The 15581-nt window shown below is 60.7% G+C and carries 15 protein-coding genes; 7 read left to right on the top strand and 8 right to left on the bottom strand.

The features are described 5' to 3' along the window. The first annotated feature begins 110 nt into the window (after positions 1-110). The 3 genes from msrA (at position 111) to epsC (ending at position 2428) form a co-directional block, all read left to right on the top strand. A complete protein-coding gene (gene msrA, locus ACIP6G_RS05035; RefSeq protein WP_400288964.1) occupies positions 111-638 on the top strand; it encodes a peptide-methionine (S)-S-oxide reductase MsrA in 528 nt (175 codons plus the stop codon). Positions 639-765: 127 nt separating this feature from the next. After that, a complete protein-coding gene (gene cysK, locus ACIP6G_RS05030) occupies positions 766-1701 on the top strand; it encodes a cysteine synthase A (RefSeq protein WP_105661227.1) in 936 nt (311 codons plus the stop codon). 142 nt (positions 1702-1843) lie between these two features. Beyond that, the gene (gene epsC / locus ACIP6G_RS05025) at positions 1844-2428 is read left to right on the top strand and encodes a serine O-acetyltransferase EpsC (RefSeq protein WP_105657773.1); all 585 of its coding nucleotides are present in this window, start codon (positions 1844-1846) and stop codon (positions 2426-2428) included. Between the two features lie 182 nt (positions 2429-2610). Here the strand turns inward: epsC and ACIP6G_RS05020 are convergent, their stop codons facing one another. Next, the gene (locus ACIP6G_RS05020) at positions 2611-3891 is read right to left on the bottom strand and encodes a dicarboxylate/amino acid:cation symporter (protein ID WP_400288961.1); all 1281 of its coding nucleotides are present in this window, start codon (positions 3889-3891) and stop codon (positions 2611-2613) included. A 298-nt stretch (positions 3892-4189) separates the two neighbouring features. After that, on the bottom strand, positions 4190-4702 hold the full coding sequence (locus ACIP6G_RS05015) for a hypothetical protein (RefSeq protein WP_400288959.1): 513 nt from the start codon (positions 4700-4702) through the stop codon (positions 4190-4192). Between the two features lie 130 nt (positions 4703-4832). On the opposite strand from ACIP6G_RS05015, the gene ACIP6G_RS05010 reads away from it, so the two are divergent. Continuing rightward, complete coding sequence (locus ACIP6G_RS05010) at positions 4833-7094, top strand: ATP-binding cassette domain-containing protein (RefSeq protein WP_400288957.1); 2262 nt, start codon at positions 4833-4835, stop codon at positions 7092-7094. Between the two features lie 2 nt (positions 7095-7096). Beyond that, positions 7097-7597 carry a GNAT family N-acetyltransferase gene (locus ACIP6G_RS05005; protein WP_400288956.1) on the top strand — a complete coding sequence of 167 codons (501 nt, stop codon included), beginning with the start codon at positions 7097-7099 and terminating at the stop codon, positions 7595-7597. Here the strand turns inward: ACIP6G_RS05005 and ACIP6G_RS05000 are convergent, their stop codons facing one another. Genes ACIP6G_RS05000 through ACIP6G_RS04990 form a run of 3 tightly spaced genes read right to left on the bottom strand, consistent with a single transcriptional unit; the run spans position 7598 to position 9644 of the window. Further along, complete coding sequence (locus tag ACIP6G_RS05000) at positions 7598-8131, bottom strand: hypothetical protein (protein ID WP_400288953.1); 534 nt, start codon at positions 8129-8131, stop codon at positions 7598-7600. Positions 8132-8189: 58 nt separating this feature from the next. Beyond that, positions 8190-9200, bottom strand: coding sequence for an NADP-dependent oxidoreductase (locus tag ACIP6G_RS04995; protein WP_400288951.1), 1011 nt, complete (start codon positions 9198-9200; stop codon positions 8190-8192). 51 nt (positions 9201-9251) lie between these two features. Next, entirely contained in the window at positions 9252-9644 is a 393-nt protein-coding gene (locus ACIP6G_RS04990; protein WP_400288950.1) for a DUF1304 domain-containing protein, read from the bottom strand. Between the two features lie 92 nt (positions 9645-9736). Between ACIP6G_RS04990 and ACIP6G_RS04985 the strand changes: the two genes are divergently transcribed. Continuing rightward, entirely contained in the window at positions 9737-10315 is a 579-nt protein-coding gene (locus tag ACIP6G_RS04985) for a TetR/AcrR family transcriptional regulator (protein ID WP_400288948.1), read from the top strand. Positions 10316-10816: 501 nt separating this feature from the next. Here the strand turns inward: ACIP6G_RS04985 and gndA are convergent. Continuing rightward, entirely contained in the window at positions 10817-12256 is a 1440-nt protein-coding gene (gene gndA / locus ACIP6G_RS04980; RefSeq protein WP_105657765.1) for an NADP-dependent phosphogluconate dehydrogenase, read from the bottom strand. A gap of 208 nt (positions 12257-12464) precedes the next feature. Between gndA and ACIP6G_RS04975 the strand changes: the two genes are divergently transcribed. Next, a complete protein-coding gene (locus ACIP6G_RS04975; protein ID WP_400288947.1) occupies positions 12465-13199 on the top strand; it encodes a FadR/GntR family transcriptional regulator in 735 nt (244 codons plus the stop codon). Positions 13200-13289: 90 nt separating this feature from the next. Here ACIP6G_RS04975 and ACIP6G_RS04970 read toward each other — a convergent pair whose 3' ends face one another. Together ACIP6G_RS04970 and ACIP6G_RS04965 are read right to left on the bottom strand one after the other, a co-directional pair. Further along, complete coding sequence (locus ACIP6G_RS04970) at positions 13290-14705, bottom strand: GntP family permease (protein ID WP_400288945.1); 1416 nt, start codon at positions 14703-14705, stop codon at positions 13290-13292. A gap of 66 nt (positions 14706-14771) precedes the next feature. Continuing rightward, the gene (locus ACIP6G_RS04965; protein ID WP_400288944.1) at positions 14772-15278 is read right to left on the bottom strand and encodes a gluconokinase; all 507 of its coding nucleotides are present in this window, start codon (positions 15276-15278) and stop codon (positions 14772-14774) included. Positions 15279-15581: the final 303 nt, after the last annotated feature.

Raw genomic sequence — 15581 nt, 5'->3', positions numbered from 1 at the left:
CATGGGGATGGAACAGAATGCAACGCCGCAACGTTGTGAACTGTGTGAGTATTCCCAGCCTTCAGTCCCCTCATCAATTCAGCCCGTTCCTGGACGTCCAGGACACCAAGTTGAGCACCTTCGTACTAGCCGGCGGTTGCTTCTGGTGCTTGGATGCCGTGTACCAGCGAACGCGTGGCGTCCACGCCGTGATTTCCGGATACATCGGTGGCCACACCAAGGATCCGACCTACCGCGAAGTCTGCAGCGGCACCACCGGCCATGCCGAAGGTGTCGCCGTGATCTTTGATCCGCAAGTGGTTCCGGCCGAAGTCATCTTGGACATGTTCTTTACCGTGCACGACCCGACCACGCTGAACCGCCAGGGCTACGACGTCGGTACGCAGTACCGCTCGGCGATGTTCCCGCTCGATGACCAGCAGCGTGGCCTCTTCCAGGACGCCATCGAGAAGTTCTCGCGCGTATACCCCAATCCGATCGTCACTACGCTCGAAGAGTCCAAAGATTTCTATCCTGCCGAGCAAATCCACCAGGATTATTACTCCGAAAACCAGGAAGTCGGCTATTGCCGCGTGATTATCGATCCAAAGATCGCAAAAGTCAGGAAATATTACGCTCAATGGCTAAACGAAGCCTAGTCGCGCTTTTGGCCTACTAGGGTTAGTTGTGAACCTCATAGGTCTCCGGCGGTTACGCCAGATTCCGGCAATTATTTCGCCGCAACCAACTGCGGCCGCATAGAGTCACGTAAGGATTGCATACAAGATGGGCAAGATCTACAACAACGTCACCGAAGTCGTCGGCAACACCCCGCTGGTGAAGCTGAACCGCGTCGGCGAGGGCCTGCCAGGGAACATCGCTGTGAAGCTGGAATTCTACAACCCGGCGAACTCCGTCAAGGACCGCATCGGCGTGGCCATCGTTGATGCAGCCGAGGCCTCTGGTGCGTTGAAGCCAGGCGGCACCATCGTTGAGGGCACTTCGGGCAACACCGGCATCGCACTGGCGATGGTCGGTGCGGCCCGCGGCTACAAGGTCATCTTGACCATGCCTGAAACCATGTCCACCGAGCGCCGTGTGATGCTGCGCGCTTTCGGCGCCGAGATCGTGCTGACCCCGGGCGCCGACGGCATGCGCGGGGCCGTGGAGAAGGCCAAGGAAATTGTTGCGACTTCCGAGAACGCTATCTGGGCGCAGCAGTTCGCCAACACCGCGAACCCGCAGGTCCACGCAGAGACCACCGGTCCGGAGATCTGGTCTGATACCGAAGGCAAGATCGATGTCCTGGTTGCCGGCATCGGTACCGGTGGCACTATCACCGGTGCAGGCCGCTACCTGAAGGAAAAGAACCCAAACCTGAAGATCGTGGCCGTTGAGCCCAAGGATTCCCCGATCCTCAATGGCGGAAAGCCCGGCCCTCACAAGATCCAGGGATTGGGAGCGAATTTCATCCCCGAGGTGCTCGACACCGAGCTCTACGACGAAGTCCTGGATGCCAGCATCGAGGATTCGGTATCGACCGCTCGCGCGCTGGGCGTCAAGGAAGGTATCCTCGGCGGCATCTCTGCTGGCGCAGCCGTTTGGGGTGCGGTACAGATCGCCGCGCGTGAAGAAAACGCCGGCAAGCAGATCGTTGCGATCATCCCTGACTTTGGTGAACGCTACATCTCCACCCTGCTCTTCGACGACATCCGCGGCTAAGTAAATTTGCAGAAGCAGAATAAATCGGCGCGAGCCACTGTTGGGTCTATAGAGAGACCTGTATCGGTGCAGCTCGCGCCGATTTGCTGTGCGACATCTGCGGATTGTCCCCGAGCGAACCGCAACCCCTAAGGTAGTATTCATGAGTTTTTTCTCCCGCCTGCGTGAGGATTTGGCCAACGCACGCCAGCACGATCCGGCAGCGCGAAGCGATCCTGAAAACTTCTTCGTGTATTCCGGACTGCACGCGATCTGGCTGCACCGGTTGGCCCACAAGATGTGGCAGAACCCCTCGCTGAAGTGGCCAGCGCGTTTGCTATCCCAGGCGAACCGCGCCCTGACCGGGATCGAGATCCATCCCGGCGCCACCATTGGGCGCCGCTTCTTCATCGACCACGGCATGGGCATCGTCATTGGCGAGACTGCCGAAATCGGCGATGACGTCATGCTGTACCACGGGGTGACCCTCGGCGGCCGTTCACTGGCCAAGGTCAAGCGCCACCCGACCATCGGTGACCGCGTGGTCATCGGTGCCGGGGCCAAGGTGCTCGGCCCGATCGTGATCGGCGCGGATTCCGCCATCGGCGCGAACGCCGTGGTCGTCAAGGATGCCCCCGAAGGCTCGATTGTCACCGGAATCCCCGCACAGAACCGTCCGCGCAGGCCCGAAGAACGCAAGCCTGCAGTAGACCCGGCCGAGTACATCGACCCGGCCATGTGGATCTAGTTCTATTTCTCCTGCCACTGCGGCAAAGCAAACCCGCCCAGCACACGGATCGGCCACGGTCCGCCTGCTGGGCGGGTTTTCGCTTTCGCCCCGATCCTTGCGGGCAAAGCAAAACATCGATGCCCGGTACCACTGCGAGTCTGGTACCGGGCATCGATGCCTATGCGAGTGATGGAAGCCGTTTAGGCCAGCTTGTGGTCCGCAGCTTCGGTGCCATCGGCAAGCTCTACGACCTCGTCCTCAGGATCCTGGGGCTGGGCGCCGAGCTTGCCACGGGTCAGCTTGTGCATGATCATGGCCAGCGCGCCGTCACCGGTCACGTTGGTTGCGGTGCCGAAGCTATCCAGGGCAATGTAGGCTGCGAACATCAGGCCGACTTCGACCTCGCCGAAGCCCAGCATCTGTGCGAGCAGTCCGGCAGCGGCGGCGATAGCGCCACCTGGCACGCCTGGTGCCGCAATCATCATGACGCCGAGCATCAGGATGAATGGGAAGTAGGCGCCGAAGGAAACGTCGCCACCGGTCAGCAGCAGCACCGCGATGGAGAAGCAGGTGATCTTGACCATCGAGCCTGAAAGGTGGATGGTGGCGCACAGCGGAACGACGAAGCCGGCTACCGTGTCGGAAACACCATTCTTCTTGGCTGATTCCAGCGTCACCGGAATGGTTGCAGCCGAGGATGAGGTACCCAAGGCGGTGAAGTAGGCATTGCGCATGCCCCACAGTGCAGCCAGCGGGTTGCGCTTGTTCATCGCCCCAGCGATGGAGTACTGCACCAGCAGGACAACCAGGGTCAGTGCGAAGGAGACCACGGCGACGAAGAGGAACTTCTGCACCACGGTGACGGCGTCCCCGGCAGCGGACAGATCCAGGAAGATTCCGAAGATGAACAGCGGCAACGCTGGAACAATCACACGGCGGATCACCATCTCGATAATGCTGCGGAACTCCACTGTCCCACGGAAGATCACGGTGGATCGGAAGGCCGTCAGGCCCAGGCCCAGCATGAATGCCAGTACCAGTGCAGTCATGACGCCCATCAGCGGAGTCAGCACGATTTCGGTTGCCGCTTCGCCCGCACTGCCGACCAGGGAAATATACGGTTCGAAACCTGATCCTTCGCCTGCGCCAACTTCCTCGACGCCACCGCCGGAAAGCGACTTGGTGAATAGCCAACGGCTCACGAAGTACGCGAGCAGTCCCGCGCACAGGGTGGAGGCGTAGGCGATAACCGCGGTGATGCCCAACCACTTTCCTGCGCCCTTGCCGAGTTCAGCGATAGCCGGTGCCACCAAGCCGAAGATGATCAACGGCACGATGAACCCAAGGAATCCGGAGAAGATCGAGTTGTAGGTCAGGAATACGCTTCCTAGCCACACCGGCATAACCGGGCCAAGCAGAATACCCAGCAGGATGGCAACGAGCACCCAGCCAAGCAGTGGGATAGATTTCAGCAGCTTCATGAATGTCCTTTAAACGGTTAGGGATCGGAGCGCACTGTTGGACGGGCCACAAGTGTGTCGTGGCGCACGCCTCAATCATGATAGACGTAATTTTTGTTACACCGAAATCCTGTGAATGGATTGAGTGTTACGAGAATACGCCCTTCTGCCGAATATTCTCTACCGTAAATCGCAACACGCTCAATCAGGTTCGATCTCTGGTGCAGCAGGGGTTCGTGAGTTGAATATTCGGCGATTTTAACGGCAGCAGGGCGGGTCTGCCCCATTAAGCAGTCCCGCCCTGGCTTGGATTCATTGATTATTCGAAGTTCGCTTCGACCACGCCTTGTTCTTGGCCCTGGCCCACCACCTGGCTTTGTACGCGGAGGTTGAGCACGGATCCGTCATCGGCATTTTCATAACTCACGAAGACCGAACCGGCTCCGGCATCGCTGCCCGTTTGCGACCAGTTCGGTCCGCCCGCCGCCGAATGCCCGGTGAGCAAGGCGACCACCTGATCGGTGGCCAGCTGTTGCATCTGCGCTTCATTTCCATTGCCCCAAGCGACGACCAGGGCATCTGCATACTCGGTAGCGCTCGATGGGAGCTTGCCCAGCTCTTGGCCTCCGACAGTTCCAGATTGCTCCGACTCCCCGGCATCCCCGGGAGAGGATGCCGTTGGCGATGCGGACTGCGTTGGGCTGGCTTCAGGAGTTGACGGCTCCTGGCTTGCGGTGCCACCTGCCGTGCTGCCGCAACCGGCGAGCGCAAGGCACCCGGCCAGCGCCGCCACCGAACTGAGCTTGAGTAGTTTCCTAGGTGCGTCCGGCATGGATTTCTCCGCTCTCGCAGGGGGTCGCTGATTCCTTGTGGGTTCGATACTCCACCGGAATCGGCAGCGTTTGCAAGTCCGCTGTCCTATGGCAGGTGTCGGTTGGGGCATTTCTCAGTAGGCTAGGGGCATGAGCCAGCACCCTGCCGATAGCCATGACACCATTCGAGTACGCCAAGCCCGGGAAAACAACTTGCGAGGTGTTGACGTCGATATTCCAAAACGGCGCATTACCGCGTTTACCGGTGTTTCCGGTTCGGGCAAGTCCTCCCTGGTGTTCGGCACGATTGCCGCAGAGTCCCAGCGCCTGATCAATGAAACGTATACGACCTTCATCCAGAGCTTCATGCCCTCGATGCCCCGGCCTGACGTAGAAGTGCTGGAAAACCTCTCGACGGCCATCGTGGTCGACCAGGAACGCATGGGTGCGAATTCGCGTTCTACCGTGGGCACGGCGACCGATGCCTATTCGCTCTTGCGCGTTCTGTATTCGCGTTATTCCACTCCGAGCGCCGGCGGCGCTGGCGCGTACTCGTTTAATCTCGGCCAGGGCGCGTGCCCGGTGTGCGAGGGTTTCGGCACCGAGGCGAGCATCGACCTTGATGAGCTGCTGGATTGGGACAAGACACTGAACGAGGGAGCCATCAAGGCGCCGAACTTTGCCCCGGATTCCTGGCTGTGGCAGACGCTGACTGCCGGCACGCAGGCAGATCTGGACATGAAGCTCAGGGACATGCCCAGTGCCATGCTTGACCGCTTGCTCCACGAAGAAGCAGGCAAAGTCAAACTCAATGGGGCCAACATGAGCTACTCCGGTCTGGTCACGCGCATCAAGTCCAATTACATCCATTCGGGCAGGGAGATCAAGCAAGCCCATATTCGTGCCTGGATCGAACGCATCTCCACCACCGCACCGTGCTCTGCCTGCGCCGGATCACGGCTCAGCCAGGCCGCTCGCGCTTCGAAGATCAATTCCTTGGGAATTGCGGACATGACTGCCCTGCAGGTTTCCGAGCTGCTCGAAACCCTGGAGAAGATCCAGATCCCGGATGCCGCGCCACTGACCACCAATTTGAAAGCAGTACTCAAATCCATGGTGGATTTGGGGTTGGGATACCTTTCGCTCGACCGTCCGGCTGGGACGCTTTCGGGCGGCGAAGCCCAGCGCGTGAAGATGATCCGGCATCTTGGATCATCGCTCAGTGATGTCACGTATGTCTTCGACGAGCCCACCGTTGGATTGCATCCCCATGACATCCAGCGGATGAACGGGTTGCTGGCTAGCCTTCGGGACAAGGGCAATACCGTGCTGGTGGTGGAGCACAAGCCAGAGGTCATTGGCATCGCGGACCACGTGATCGACTTGGGCCCGGGCGCTGGTACCCATGGCGGCACCATTTGCTACAGCGGTCCAGTGGACGGCCTGCTGTCCAGCGATACGCTGACCGGAAAGCACTTCACCATGCGTGCTGCGCTCAATGCGAACCCGCGCGAGGCACAGGGGTCCATGCAAGTGCGCAGTGCCTCCTTGCACAACCTGAAGAATGTTTCCGTGGATATCCCTACCGGCGTGATGTGCGCAATCACCGGTGTCGCCGGTTCCGGTAAATCCACGCTGATCCGGTCGACAATCGCCAAACGTGATGACGTGGCGGTGGTGGACCAAACCGCCATCCGAGGCTCCCGGCGTTCGAACCCGGCCACCTATAGCGGGATCATGGATCCGATCCGTGCGGCGTTTGCTAAAGCCAACGGCGTGAAGCCTGCCCTGTTCAGCGCCAATTCGGCCGGAGCGTGCCCGGGGTGCAGCGGTGTCGGGTACACCTATACGGATTTGGCTTCCATGGCTGGAGTGGCCTTGCCTTGCGAGCAGTGCGGCGGCAAGCGATTCACCGCTGATGTGCTGGAATACACCCTGGATGGGTTGAACATTGCCGAAGTCCTGGACTTGAGCATGGAAGAAGCATTGGAGCAGCTCAAAGTGCCCAAGGCGAAGGCCGTGCTTGCGCGGCTGAACCAGGTGGGTCTGGGATACCTGAAACTGGGACAGCGGCTGAACACGCTTTCTGGCGGCGAACGGCAGCGAATCAAGCTGGCTATCCATTTGGGCCAGGGCGCCGGTACCTACATCCTGGACGAGCCAACCACAGGATTGCACATGGCTGACGTGCAGAACCTGCTGCGCCTGCTGGACGAGATGGTCGATGAAGGCAATACCGTCGTGGTCATCGAGCATCATCTGGCGGTGGTTGCCCACTGCGATTGGGTCATTGACTTGGGTCCCGGGGCAGGGCACGAGGGAGGAAGCATTGTCTTCGAAGGGACCCCGGCTGACCTTGCCGCCTCCGGCACGCTGACCGGAGTTCATCTGTCCGACTACATCAAGGGATAGGAATGGCAAAGAAGCTCAGGAAACCGCTGCCTGCCGACGCGCAGGAGCTTGCCAGGTTGCATGTCGAATGCTGGAAAGAAACCTACACGCAGCTGCTGCCGGATGGTTTTTTCGACCCTGCCCACAGTGAGCAGCGGCTGCGCATGTGGGACAGGGTTCTGGAGGGCCCGAATCCGCTCTTCAGGATTTCGGTGGCGGAAAATGAGGACGGGAAGCTTGTCGGCTTCGCCCTCAGCGCACCTCCCACCGGCAATACCGACGGGATACCGGAGAACGTTTCTCGCCAGCTGTACAACCTGTATGTGCTCAAGGACTTCCATGGCGACGGAACAGGGCAGGCGCTGCTGGATGCAGTCCTTGGCGATGAGCGAGCCGTGCTGTGGGTGGCGGCCCAGAATCCGCGTGCCATCCGATTCTACGAACGCAACGGATTCGCCTTCGACGGCGTGAGCGAGGACGACCCGGCTGCTCCGCAAATTACCGACGCAAGAATGATCCGGTAGCTAGCAAGCGGAGAGAATCCCGACGATGTCCGGGTCGCTCCCACGACCCAGTTTCGCGTCGATTTTCAGCACCAGCTGAGCCTGGCGAATCAGCGTGCCGTATTCGGGGCCAGGATCGGGGGTCGCACGGATTCCCGTGGCGCTGAGTTGGCGCGATTTGTCCATGGCCAGCTCCTTGAGCACATCACGGATCAAGGCCAAATCCTCTGGCTGCACCGCCCAGCTATCCCTATGGCCACGAAGCCAGGATTTGCGCCGCGCCCCCTCCAAGCCTTCGGGCAGCTCGCCGACGCCTTGCAGGTGGTCGAGCATCGAGGTACCGACGTTCTGCTCGGTGATGTCTTGGGACAGGCACCGGTCGATGGCGTACTGGACACGCAGCCACCATTGCCCGGCGGTATCCAGCTCCGAGCGCAGCTGCAGTGTCCGCAAGGCCAGAACAACGCCTACGGCCGCGATGAGCACTGTCAAAAGCGGGACGAGCGAGAGCAGGATCCCCAGCCCCGCGTCCCAGCTACCACCATAACCGTTCATGCTCCGATCCTAGCCCCTGAATCGGGGTCGGACCGGAGCAATCCTCGGGTTGGAAGAACTAGATGCGCACCAGCATCTTGCCGGTGTTCGCACCGCGCATCATGCCAAGGAAGGCGTCCACGGTATTCTCGATGCCATCCACGATCGTCTCGTCGTAGGCGATCTTGCCTTCGGAGAACCACTTGCCCATGCGCTCGCCGAACTCGGGGGCGAGGTCAAGGTAGCTGGAGAGGGTGAATCCCTGCAGTTTCAGGCCGCGGGTGATCAGGTTGGCCATGTTCTTCGGGCCCGGAGTCGACTCGGTGGTGTTGTAGCTGGCGATAGCGCCGCACAGCGCAGCACGACCGCCATCGTTGAACGCTGCCAGGGCGGCTTCAAGGTGGTCTCCGCCCACGTTGTCGAAGAAGACATCGATGCCTTCCGGGGCTGCGGCGGCCAGCTGCCCGCGGACATCGCCATCCTTGTAGTTGAAGGCGGCATCGTAGCCGTACTTGCTGGTCAGCAGTTCAACCTTCTCTGCACTGCCGGCCGAGCCGATGACGCGCTTGGCACCCATGAGCTTGGCGATCTGCCCGGCAGCCGTACCCACGGCACCTGCAGCGCCGGAGACGAAGACGGTCTCGCCCTCGGCAAGATTGGCGACTGCGCTCAGGCCTACATAGGCGGTCAAGCCGGTCATTCCCAAGATGTGCAGGCGCAGCGACGAGGAAACGCCGGGCAGATCAGGTGCGGACTTGAAATTGGCAGAGTCAGCCTGCACGGTGTCAGACCAGCCCAGCTGATGCTGGACCAGGGTACCTGCCGGGAACGCTTCGTCCGCGGTCTCGATGACACGGCCGATTGCGCCTCCGAGGATCTGCTCGCCAATCTTGAATGGCGGGATGTAGGAACGGGTGTCATTCATGCGTCCGCGCATGTACGGGTCCACGGAAATGAACTCGTTGCGCACCCGGATTTCACCGGTCTTCAGCTCCGGCAGCTCAACGGTCTGGACGGTGAAGTTCTCCTGCGTTGGCCAACCGGACGGACGGGAGGCGAGCAGGATCTGCGTGCTGGTTGCTTCAGTCATGGTTACCAGTTCTTTCAATTCTCGGTGATATTGGAAACTCTCGGTGTCGTTCTAGTTGCCCAGCGCCAGGCCGAGGACCAGCAGCGCAACTGACAGCAGCGGGAAAATCCCCTGCTTGACGGCCAGCTTGGCTTTGCCCGGGCTCCCCAGTGCCAGCACCAACGCAGCGGCCAGCATGGAGCCGGCTCCGGCGAAGACCAAGGTGGCGCCCACAGCCAAGTGGCCCATGCCCAAGGCAATCACCCCGGCAAGTGCGGCAACTGCCAAGAAGAGGTTGTAGAACCCCTGATTGAAGGCCATTTCGCGCGTTGCTTCTGCTTCAGCCTCGCTGGTCTTGAACAAAGCGCGGGTTTTTCCAGTGGTCCAGGTGATGGACTCCATCGAGAAGATGTAGATGTGGAGCAGGGCAGCGGCGGTTGCGAAGATCTGCGCGGCGATGATCATGGCTTGTCCTTGGTGTTGGGAAGGCAACTATTCTGTAACGACCATTTCAATATATACTGGAATGGTCGTTACGAAAAGAGGAGGTGGGTGTGATGGCGCGTACATCTGCATTCGACAAGGAAACGGCTATCCAGAACGCCCGCTCGGTGTTCTGGTCCAAAGGCTTCGAGGCCACGTCCATTCCCGAACTTGAATATGCCACGGGCCTGAGCCGTTCAAGCATTTACAACTCCTTCGGCTCCAAGCGCGGACTGTTCGACGCCGCAGTGAACAGCTACCTCAAGGAAATTGTCCGCCCGCGGTTGCGTCCGCTGCTCCAGGACCCAGTACCTTCACAGGCGTTGGGAGACTATCTGCGTGGGCTTGCTTCCGTTTTCGCGAAGCCGGAGTCCCTGCCTGCAGCCCATGGGTGCCTGCTGATCAACACCGCCAGCGCACCGATTGCAGCAGAGAACGAAATCGCCGCCATCATTTCCGCGTACCGGGAAGAACTTGATGAAGCCATGGGCCGTGGCTTGCATGCCCTTCGTCCGGATCTTTCAGTCGAACGCCATGCCCTGCTGAGCGACACCATTACCGGTCTGGTGGTAGCGGCCTTCGCACTGGTGCGCATCTCCCCCAGCCAAGCTGTTCGCTTGTTGCAATGCGCCGAGAACTTGCTAGAAGACTAGTACCGGCCTTCTGCCCCTACTCCTTTCCGGATTTAAGGCGCAAGCCCCGGGGGCACCTTTTTCCGGATTGTTTCTAGCCAGGCACTGATCCACGGATCAATTCAGTGAATGCACCGCAGAGGACTGCCGGCTCGATGCGCGGGGGCTCCGCCGACTGCTGCCAGCGGCAGATCGTTCTGCAATCACCGGCGCATGCTTGGCAGATGAGTTCGCACGCAGGGGGGCCTTATTCGTCGCGCTTGCCACAGAAAATCCAACTGGCTTTGGCTGCCGCACCGATTTTCCGCACCTCTGGGATCAGTTCCTCCATGAGCGCATGGCACTGGCCGGGATCTGCGCCTATCCCACCCAGCATTCTGCTGAGCACGCCCCACGGCTGCCAGTTCCAGCGAAGCGGGACAGCGTGCAGAAGGGCTCAAAAGGCAGAAGCCCACCAGTTCAATCGAATTGAACTGGTGGGCTTCGGATCAGCCAGCAGCTGCTAGCGTCAAATCGCTCCGCTTAGTGGGTGTCCTCGGCAGCGATCTCGGTACGGTCACCGCTCCACTGCGTGTGGAAGGTGCCTTCCTTGTCGGTGCGGCGGTAGGTGTGCGCACCGAAGTAGTCGCGCAGGCCCTGGGTCAGGGCTGCTGGCAGACGGTCGCGGCGCAGGCCATCGTAGTAAGCCAGCGACGAGGAGAACACTGGTGCAGGGATGCCCAGCTGGACAGCAACGGAAACCACGCGGCGCCATGCTGGAACTGCCTTGTTGATGGCTTCAGCGAATGCCGGAGCGAACAGCAGGTTCGAAGGCTTCTCGCCTGCCGAGTAGGCAGCGGTGATGTCCTTGAGCAGGGCTGCACGGATGATGCAGCCTTCACGCCACAGGCCAGCGATCTCGTCGAGCTTCAGGTCCCAGTTGTATTCGCCGGCAGCCGAAGTGAGCATGTCGAGGCCCTGCGCGTAGGAGACGAGCTTCGAAGCGAACAGCGCCTGGCGCACGTCCTCGACGAAGTTCTCCGGCAAGGTGACCTCGGCGGTTTCGCCGGTCAGCACCTTCTGGCCCACGGCGCGGATATCGCGCTGCGAGGAAAGGGAACGGGCGAAGACCGACTCGGCGATGGCCGAAACAGGCGAGCCCATATCCAGGCCGGACTGCACGGTCCAGCGGCCGGTGCCCTTCTGGCCTGCGGAGTCCTGGATGACGTCGACCAGCGGCTTGCCGGTGGAAGCATCGACGTGGCCGAGCACTTCAGCGGTGATCTCGATCAGGAAGCTGGACAGTTCGCCCTGGTTCCATTCGTTGAAGATCTCCGACTGCTTGGCTGGCTCGATGCCGGCAGCGCTGCGCATCAGATCGTAGGCTTCGCCGATGACCTGCATGTCGGCGTATTCGATGCCGTTGTGGACCATCTTCACGAAGTGGCCGGCGCCGTCGGTGGAGATCCAAGCGCAGCACGGTGCGCCGTCGTCGGCCTTGGCGGAGATCTTCTCCAGCATCGGTCCCAGCGACTTGTAGGATTCAGCGGAACCGCCGGGCATGATCGATGGGCCGAGCAGCGCGCCCTCTTCGCCACCGGAAACGCCGATGCCCACGAAGTGCAGGCCCTTTTCTGCCAGGGCAGCTTCGCGGCGGCGGGTGTCGGTGTAGTGCGAGTTGCCGGCGTCGATGACCACGTCGCCCTCTTCGAGCAGCGGCACCAGCTGGTCGATGACCGAGTCCACTGGACCGCCGGCCTTGACCATGATCAGCACGCGGCGCGGGGTTTCGAGGTTTGCTACCAGCTCTTCCAGGCTTTCGGTGCGAATGAAATCGCCCTCATCGCCATGAGCTTCAAGCAGCGCATCGGTCTTGCCGACCGAGCGGTTGTGCAGGGCGACGGTGTATCCGTTGCGAGCGAAGTTACGGGCAAGGTTTGCGCCCATGACGGCCAGACCTGTGACACCAATCTGTGCAGGCATAAAAATAAGTCTCCATCGATTACGGGGAGTTAAACCGCCAAGCAGAGACCGGATGAGTCACGATCCCTGTTCACGGCCACGTGACCTTTCCATCCTACAAGGGCGACGCCCGTGTTTTACAGAGGATCGCGTAAATTAAAGCATATTTATTTCGCGGATCGACTCGCCATAGTCCGATTTGGCGCAAGTCATTGGCTAAACTGACCCCATGGCAACTAGTCTGCACGCTCATGTGGTTGAGCACCTCGGCTCTCGCATTATCAGCGGGCAAATTCCGCGCGGCTCCATTATCCTCGCCGCCGACCTCGAGCAGAAGCTCCAGGTCTCGCGTTCGGTGATCCGTGAAGCCATCCGCGTTCTGGCCCAATGCGGCCTAGTCACCAGCACCAAGCGCGTGGGCATCCGCGTGCTGGGGGCCGAACGCTGGAACCCCTACGACGATCATGTCATCCGCTGGCGGCTGGCCAGCGACCAGAAGGGCGCACAGCTGCGCTCGCTGACCGAGCTGCGCATTTCCGTAGAGCCGATGGCCGCGGAACTGGCTGCCGAGTTCGCCCCCGAAACGATGCGCAAGGAGCTGATGATGCTCTCGGCGCAGATGAACCATTACGGGCGCCAAGGCGATTTGCGACGTTTCCTGGAACTGGATATCCGATTCCACGCTGTGGTGCTGGCCGCCTCCGGCAATGAGATGTTTGCGAACCTCTCCACCCCGATCGGAGCGATTTTGCGCGGCCGCACCGAATTGGGCCTGATGCCTGAACGCCCGCACGAGGAAGCCCTGCTCTGGCACCAGTCGGTCGCCGATGCCATCTCCAATTCGGACTCCGCCAGCGCGCGGAAGAACATGGAAAGCATCATGCGCCGGACGCACAACGAGATCTGCAGCCTCTGGGACGGCGCGCCGCGCTTGTTCGTGGACCCGGCCAAGAGCGCCCAGTAACCCGGCATTCCCTTCTTAAATGCGAATCCGCCGGGGCAGCGATGCAGATCGCTGCCCCGGCGGATTTTTTGTCCTGCTCGCTGCCCTTAGTTAGGCCAGCGCGGTCGCCAGGCCGTAGAGCACCATGACGCAGGCGAAGCCGACCACCGATACCAGCGCCTGGCCAACAGTCCAGACCTTCAAGGTGGTTGGCACATCGATGTCCAGGAAGCGCGAGATCAGCCAGAAGCCGGAGTCGTTGACGTGGCCGGCGAAGACCGAGCCTGCTGCCAGCGCCAGCACCATGGCGGCGACCTGGAAAGCGGTCAGCGAGGCATCCGCCAGCACCGCCGGCTGGACAATGGCGGCCGCAGTGGTCAGCGCTACTGTTGCCGAGCCCTGGGCCAGTCGGACGATGGCCGCGATCAGGAAGCCGGCGACAATCAGCGGCATGCCCACCGATTCAAGCGAGGTGGCAATGGCGTTGCCGATGCCGCTGGCACGCAGCACGCCACCGAACATGCCACCAGCGCCGGTGATCAGGATGATCGAGCAGACCGGGCCCAACGCGGAGTCCACGATGGTCTCGGTCAGGGTCTTATCCTTGCCCTTGCGGAAGCCAAGAAGGAACATTCCCAGCAGCACGGTGATCAGCAGGGCCACCGGAGTTTCACCCAGCAGACGCAGCCAGCGCACCCAGGAGGTTTCCGGGTCCACGACGCCGGCTGAGCCGAGCATATTCAGCCCCGTGTTCATGAAGATCAGCAGCAGCGGGAGCAGCAGCAGGCTGAACACCGTGCCCACGGAAGGAGAGGACTTGAACTCGTCCTTAGATGCGCCGTTGCCCAGTGCCGTATCCAGGATATTCGGTACCGGGATGTTGAACTTCTTGCCGACAAACTTTCCAAAGAGATGGCCTGCAACGAACCACGTTGGAATCGCGACGACCAGGCCGAGCACCAGCACGAGCCCGACGTTGGCTTCCAGCAGGCCGGAGGCGGCCACAGGGCCCGGGTGCGGCGGAACGAAGACATGCATCACCGAGAATGCGGTGGCCGATGGGATGGCGTAGAGCAGCAGCGAGCCGCCCAAGCGGCGGGCCACGGTGAAGATGATCGGCAGCATGACTACCAGCCCGGCATCGAAGAAGATCGGGAAGCCGAAGAGCAACGACGCAACCGACAAGGCCAGCGGTGCGCGCTTCTCGCCGAACTTGGAGATCAGCCAGCTGGTCATCACATCGGCGCCGCCACTGGTTTCCAGCATGCGTCCGAGCATTGCGCCAAGGCCGACCAGCAAGGCCACACTGGCCAAGGTGGATCCGAAGCCGCTGGTCAGCGTCGTAATGACCGATTCAGCAGGGATGCCGGAGGCCACCGCGGTCAGCAAGCTGGTGAGCACTAGTGCGAGGAACGCGTGGACGCGGAAGCGGATAATCAGCACCAGCAGCAGCGCTACCGCACCGACCGCCAGCATCAGGAGCCCGGGCGTACTTAACGTCCAGTTCAGTTCAAGCTCAGTTGTCATTGTCTTCCTTGATCAATGGGAGGCTTATGCCATGGGTGGTCTGTGGATTGCTGCCAGCGCACTGCGCTAGGACAGTTTGGCGATCAGCTGTCGAACGATGTCCTCGGGGCTATCGGCAATGTCGGCGCTGAGCACAGGCTCGTCCGCAGCTGGGGCCTCCAGCGTGGCCAGCTGGCTGTCTAGCAGGCTGGTGGGCATGTACTCGTGCGAGCGCGCGTTCATCCGATCGCGAATCAGGGTCGGGACACCGGTGAGGTGGACGAAGATCGTCGCTGGCTCCAAGCTGAGGATGAGATCCCGGTAGCTGCGCTTGAGTGCGGAACAGGCGATCACCAGCGGCGCCTGGCTTTGCTTGCTTTCGGACAGCTTGGTGCCGATCAGCTGCAGCCACGGCTCGCGGTCAGCGTCATTCAGAGACTGACCGCTGGCCATTTTTTCCTTGTTGGCCTTGGGGTGCAGGCTGTCGCCATCGATGAACTCATGATGCAGCTGGTCAGCCAGCATCTTTCCGATGGTGGTTTTGCCGCTGCCCGAGACACCCATTACAACAAGGGGCGGGACCTGTTCACTCATCCATTTACTCCGTCGTACGTGAACCTAATATATGACTTATGCTGTATCCAAAGTCATAAAGTATGATTTAACTAGAGTAAGAGTGGCGGCCGATGCTGTCAACAGGTCGCACCTGGTCCATTGCGGACGATTCTGCAAAACATGTGACCAGAGAGGGAATTCCCGACTCAATTGGCCCTAGGTTCAAGCATGGCTTGAACCCAGCCTTAGAAAATGCTGAATTTCTGCGATGTCACTGTAGAACCCCAGCTCAATGCCATGTACTCTCGGTTTTTAGGTGGATCGAACCCGACCACTGCACAG

Source organism: Glutamicibacter sp. NPDC088483 (genome assembly GCF_044753145.1).
Taxonomy (GTDB): Bacteria; Actinomycetota; Actinomycetes; order Actinomycetales; family Micrococcaceae; genus Glutamicibacter.
Note: the sequence above shows the minus strand (reverse complement) of the source record. Positions and strands in the feature narration are given on the sequence as shown.

Bases quoted from the DNA above. Each gene is read 5' to 3' on its own strand.
- cysK (WP_105661227.1), top strand. From the start codon at position 766: ATGGGCAAGATCTACAACAACGTCACCGAAGTCGTCGGCAACACCCCG.
- epsC (WP_105657773.1), top strand. From the start codon at position 1,844: ATGAGTTTTTTCTCCCGCCTGCGTGAGGATTTGGCCAACGCACGCCAG.
- ACIP6G_RS05020 (WP_400288961.1), bottom strand. From the start codon at position 3,891: ATGAAGCTGCTGAAATCTATCCCACTGCTTGGCTGGGTGCTCGTTGCC.
- ACIP6G_RS05015 (WP_400288959.1), bottom strand. From the start codon at position 4,702: ATGCCGGACGCACCTAGGAAACTACTCAAGCTCAGTTCGGTGGCGGCG.
- ACIP6G_RS05010 (WP_400288957.1), top strand. From the start codon at position 4,833: ATGAGCCAGCACCCTGCCGATAGCCATGACACCATTCGAGTACGCCAA.
- ACIP6G_RS05005 (WP_400288956.1), top strand. From the start codon at position 7,097: ATGGCAAAGAAGCTCAGGAAACCGCTGCCTGCCGACGCGCAGGAGCTT.
- ACIP6G_RS05000 (WP_400288953.1), bottom strand. From the start codon at position 8,131: ATGAACGGTTATGGTGGTAGCTGGGACGCGGGGCTGGGGATCCTGCTC.
- ACIP6G_RS04995 (WP_400288951.1), bottom strand. From the start codon at position 9,200: ATGACTGAAGCAACCAGCACGCAGATCCTGCTCGCCTCCCGTCCGTCC.
- ACIP6G_RS04990 (WP_400288950.1), bottom strand. From the start codon at position 9,644: ATGATCATCGCCGCGCAGATCTTCGCAACCGCCGCTGCCCTGCTCCAC.
- ACIP6G_RS04985 (WP_400288948.1), top strand. From the start codon at position 9,737: ATGGCGCGTACATCTGCATTCGACAAGGAAACGGCTATCCAGAACGCC.
- gndA (WP_105657765.1), bottom strand. From the start codon at position 12,256: ATGCCTGCACAGATTGGTGTCACAGGTCTGGCCGTCATGGGCGCAAAC.
- ACIP6G_RS04975 (WP_400288947.1), top strand. From the start codon at position 12,465: ATGGCAACTAGTCTGCACGCTCATGTGGTTGAGCACCTCGGCTCTCGC.
- ACIP6G_RS04970 (WP_400288945.1), bottom strand. From the start codon at position 14,705: ATGACAACTGAGCTTGAACTGAACTGGACGTTAAGTACGCCCGGGCTC.
- ACIP6G_RS04965 (WP_400288944.1), bottom strand. From the start codon at position 15,278: ATGAGTGAACAGGTCCCGCCCCTTGTTGTAATGGGTGTCTCGGGCAGC.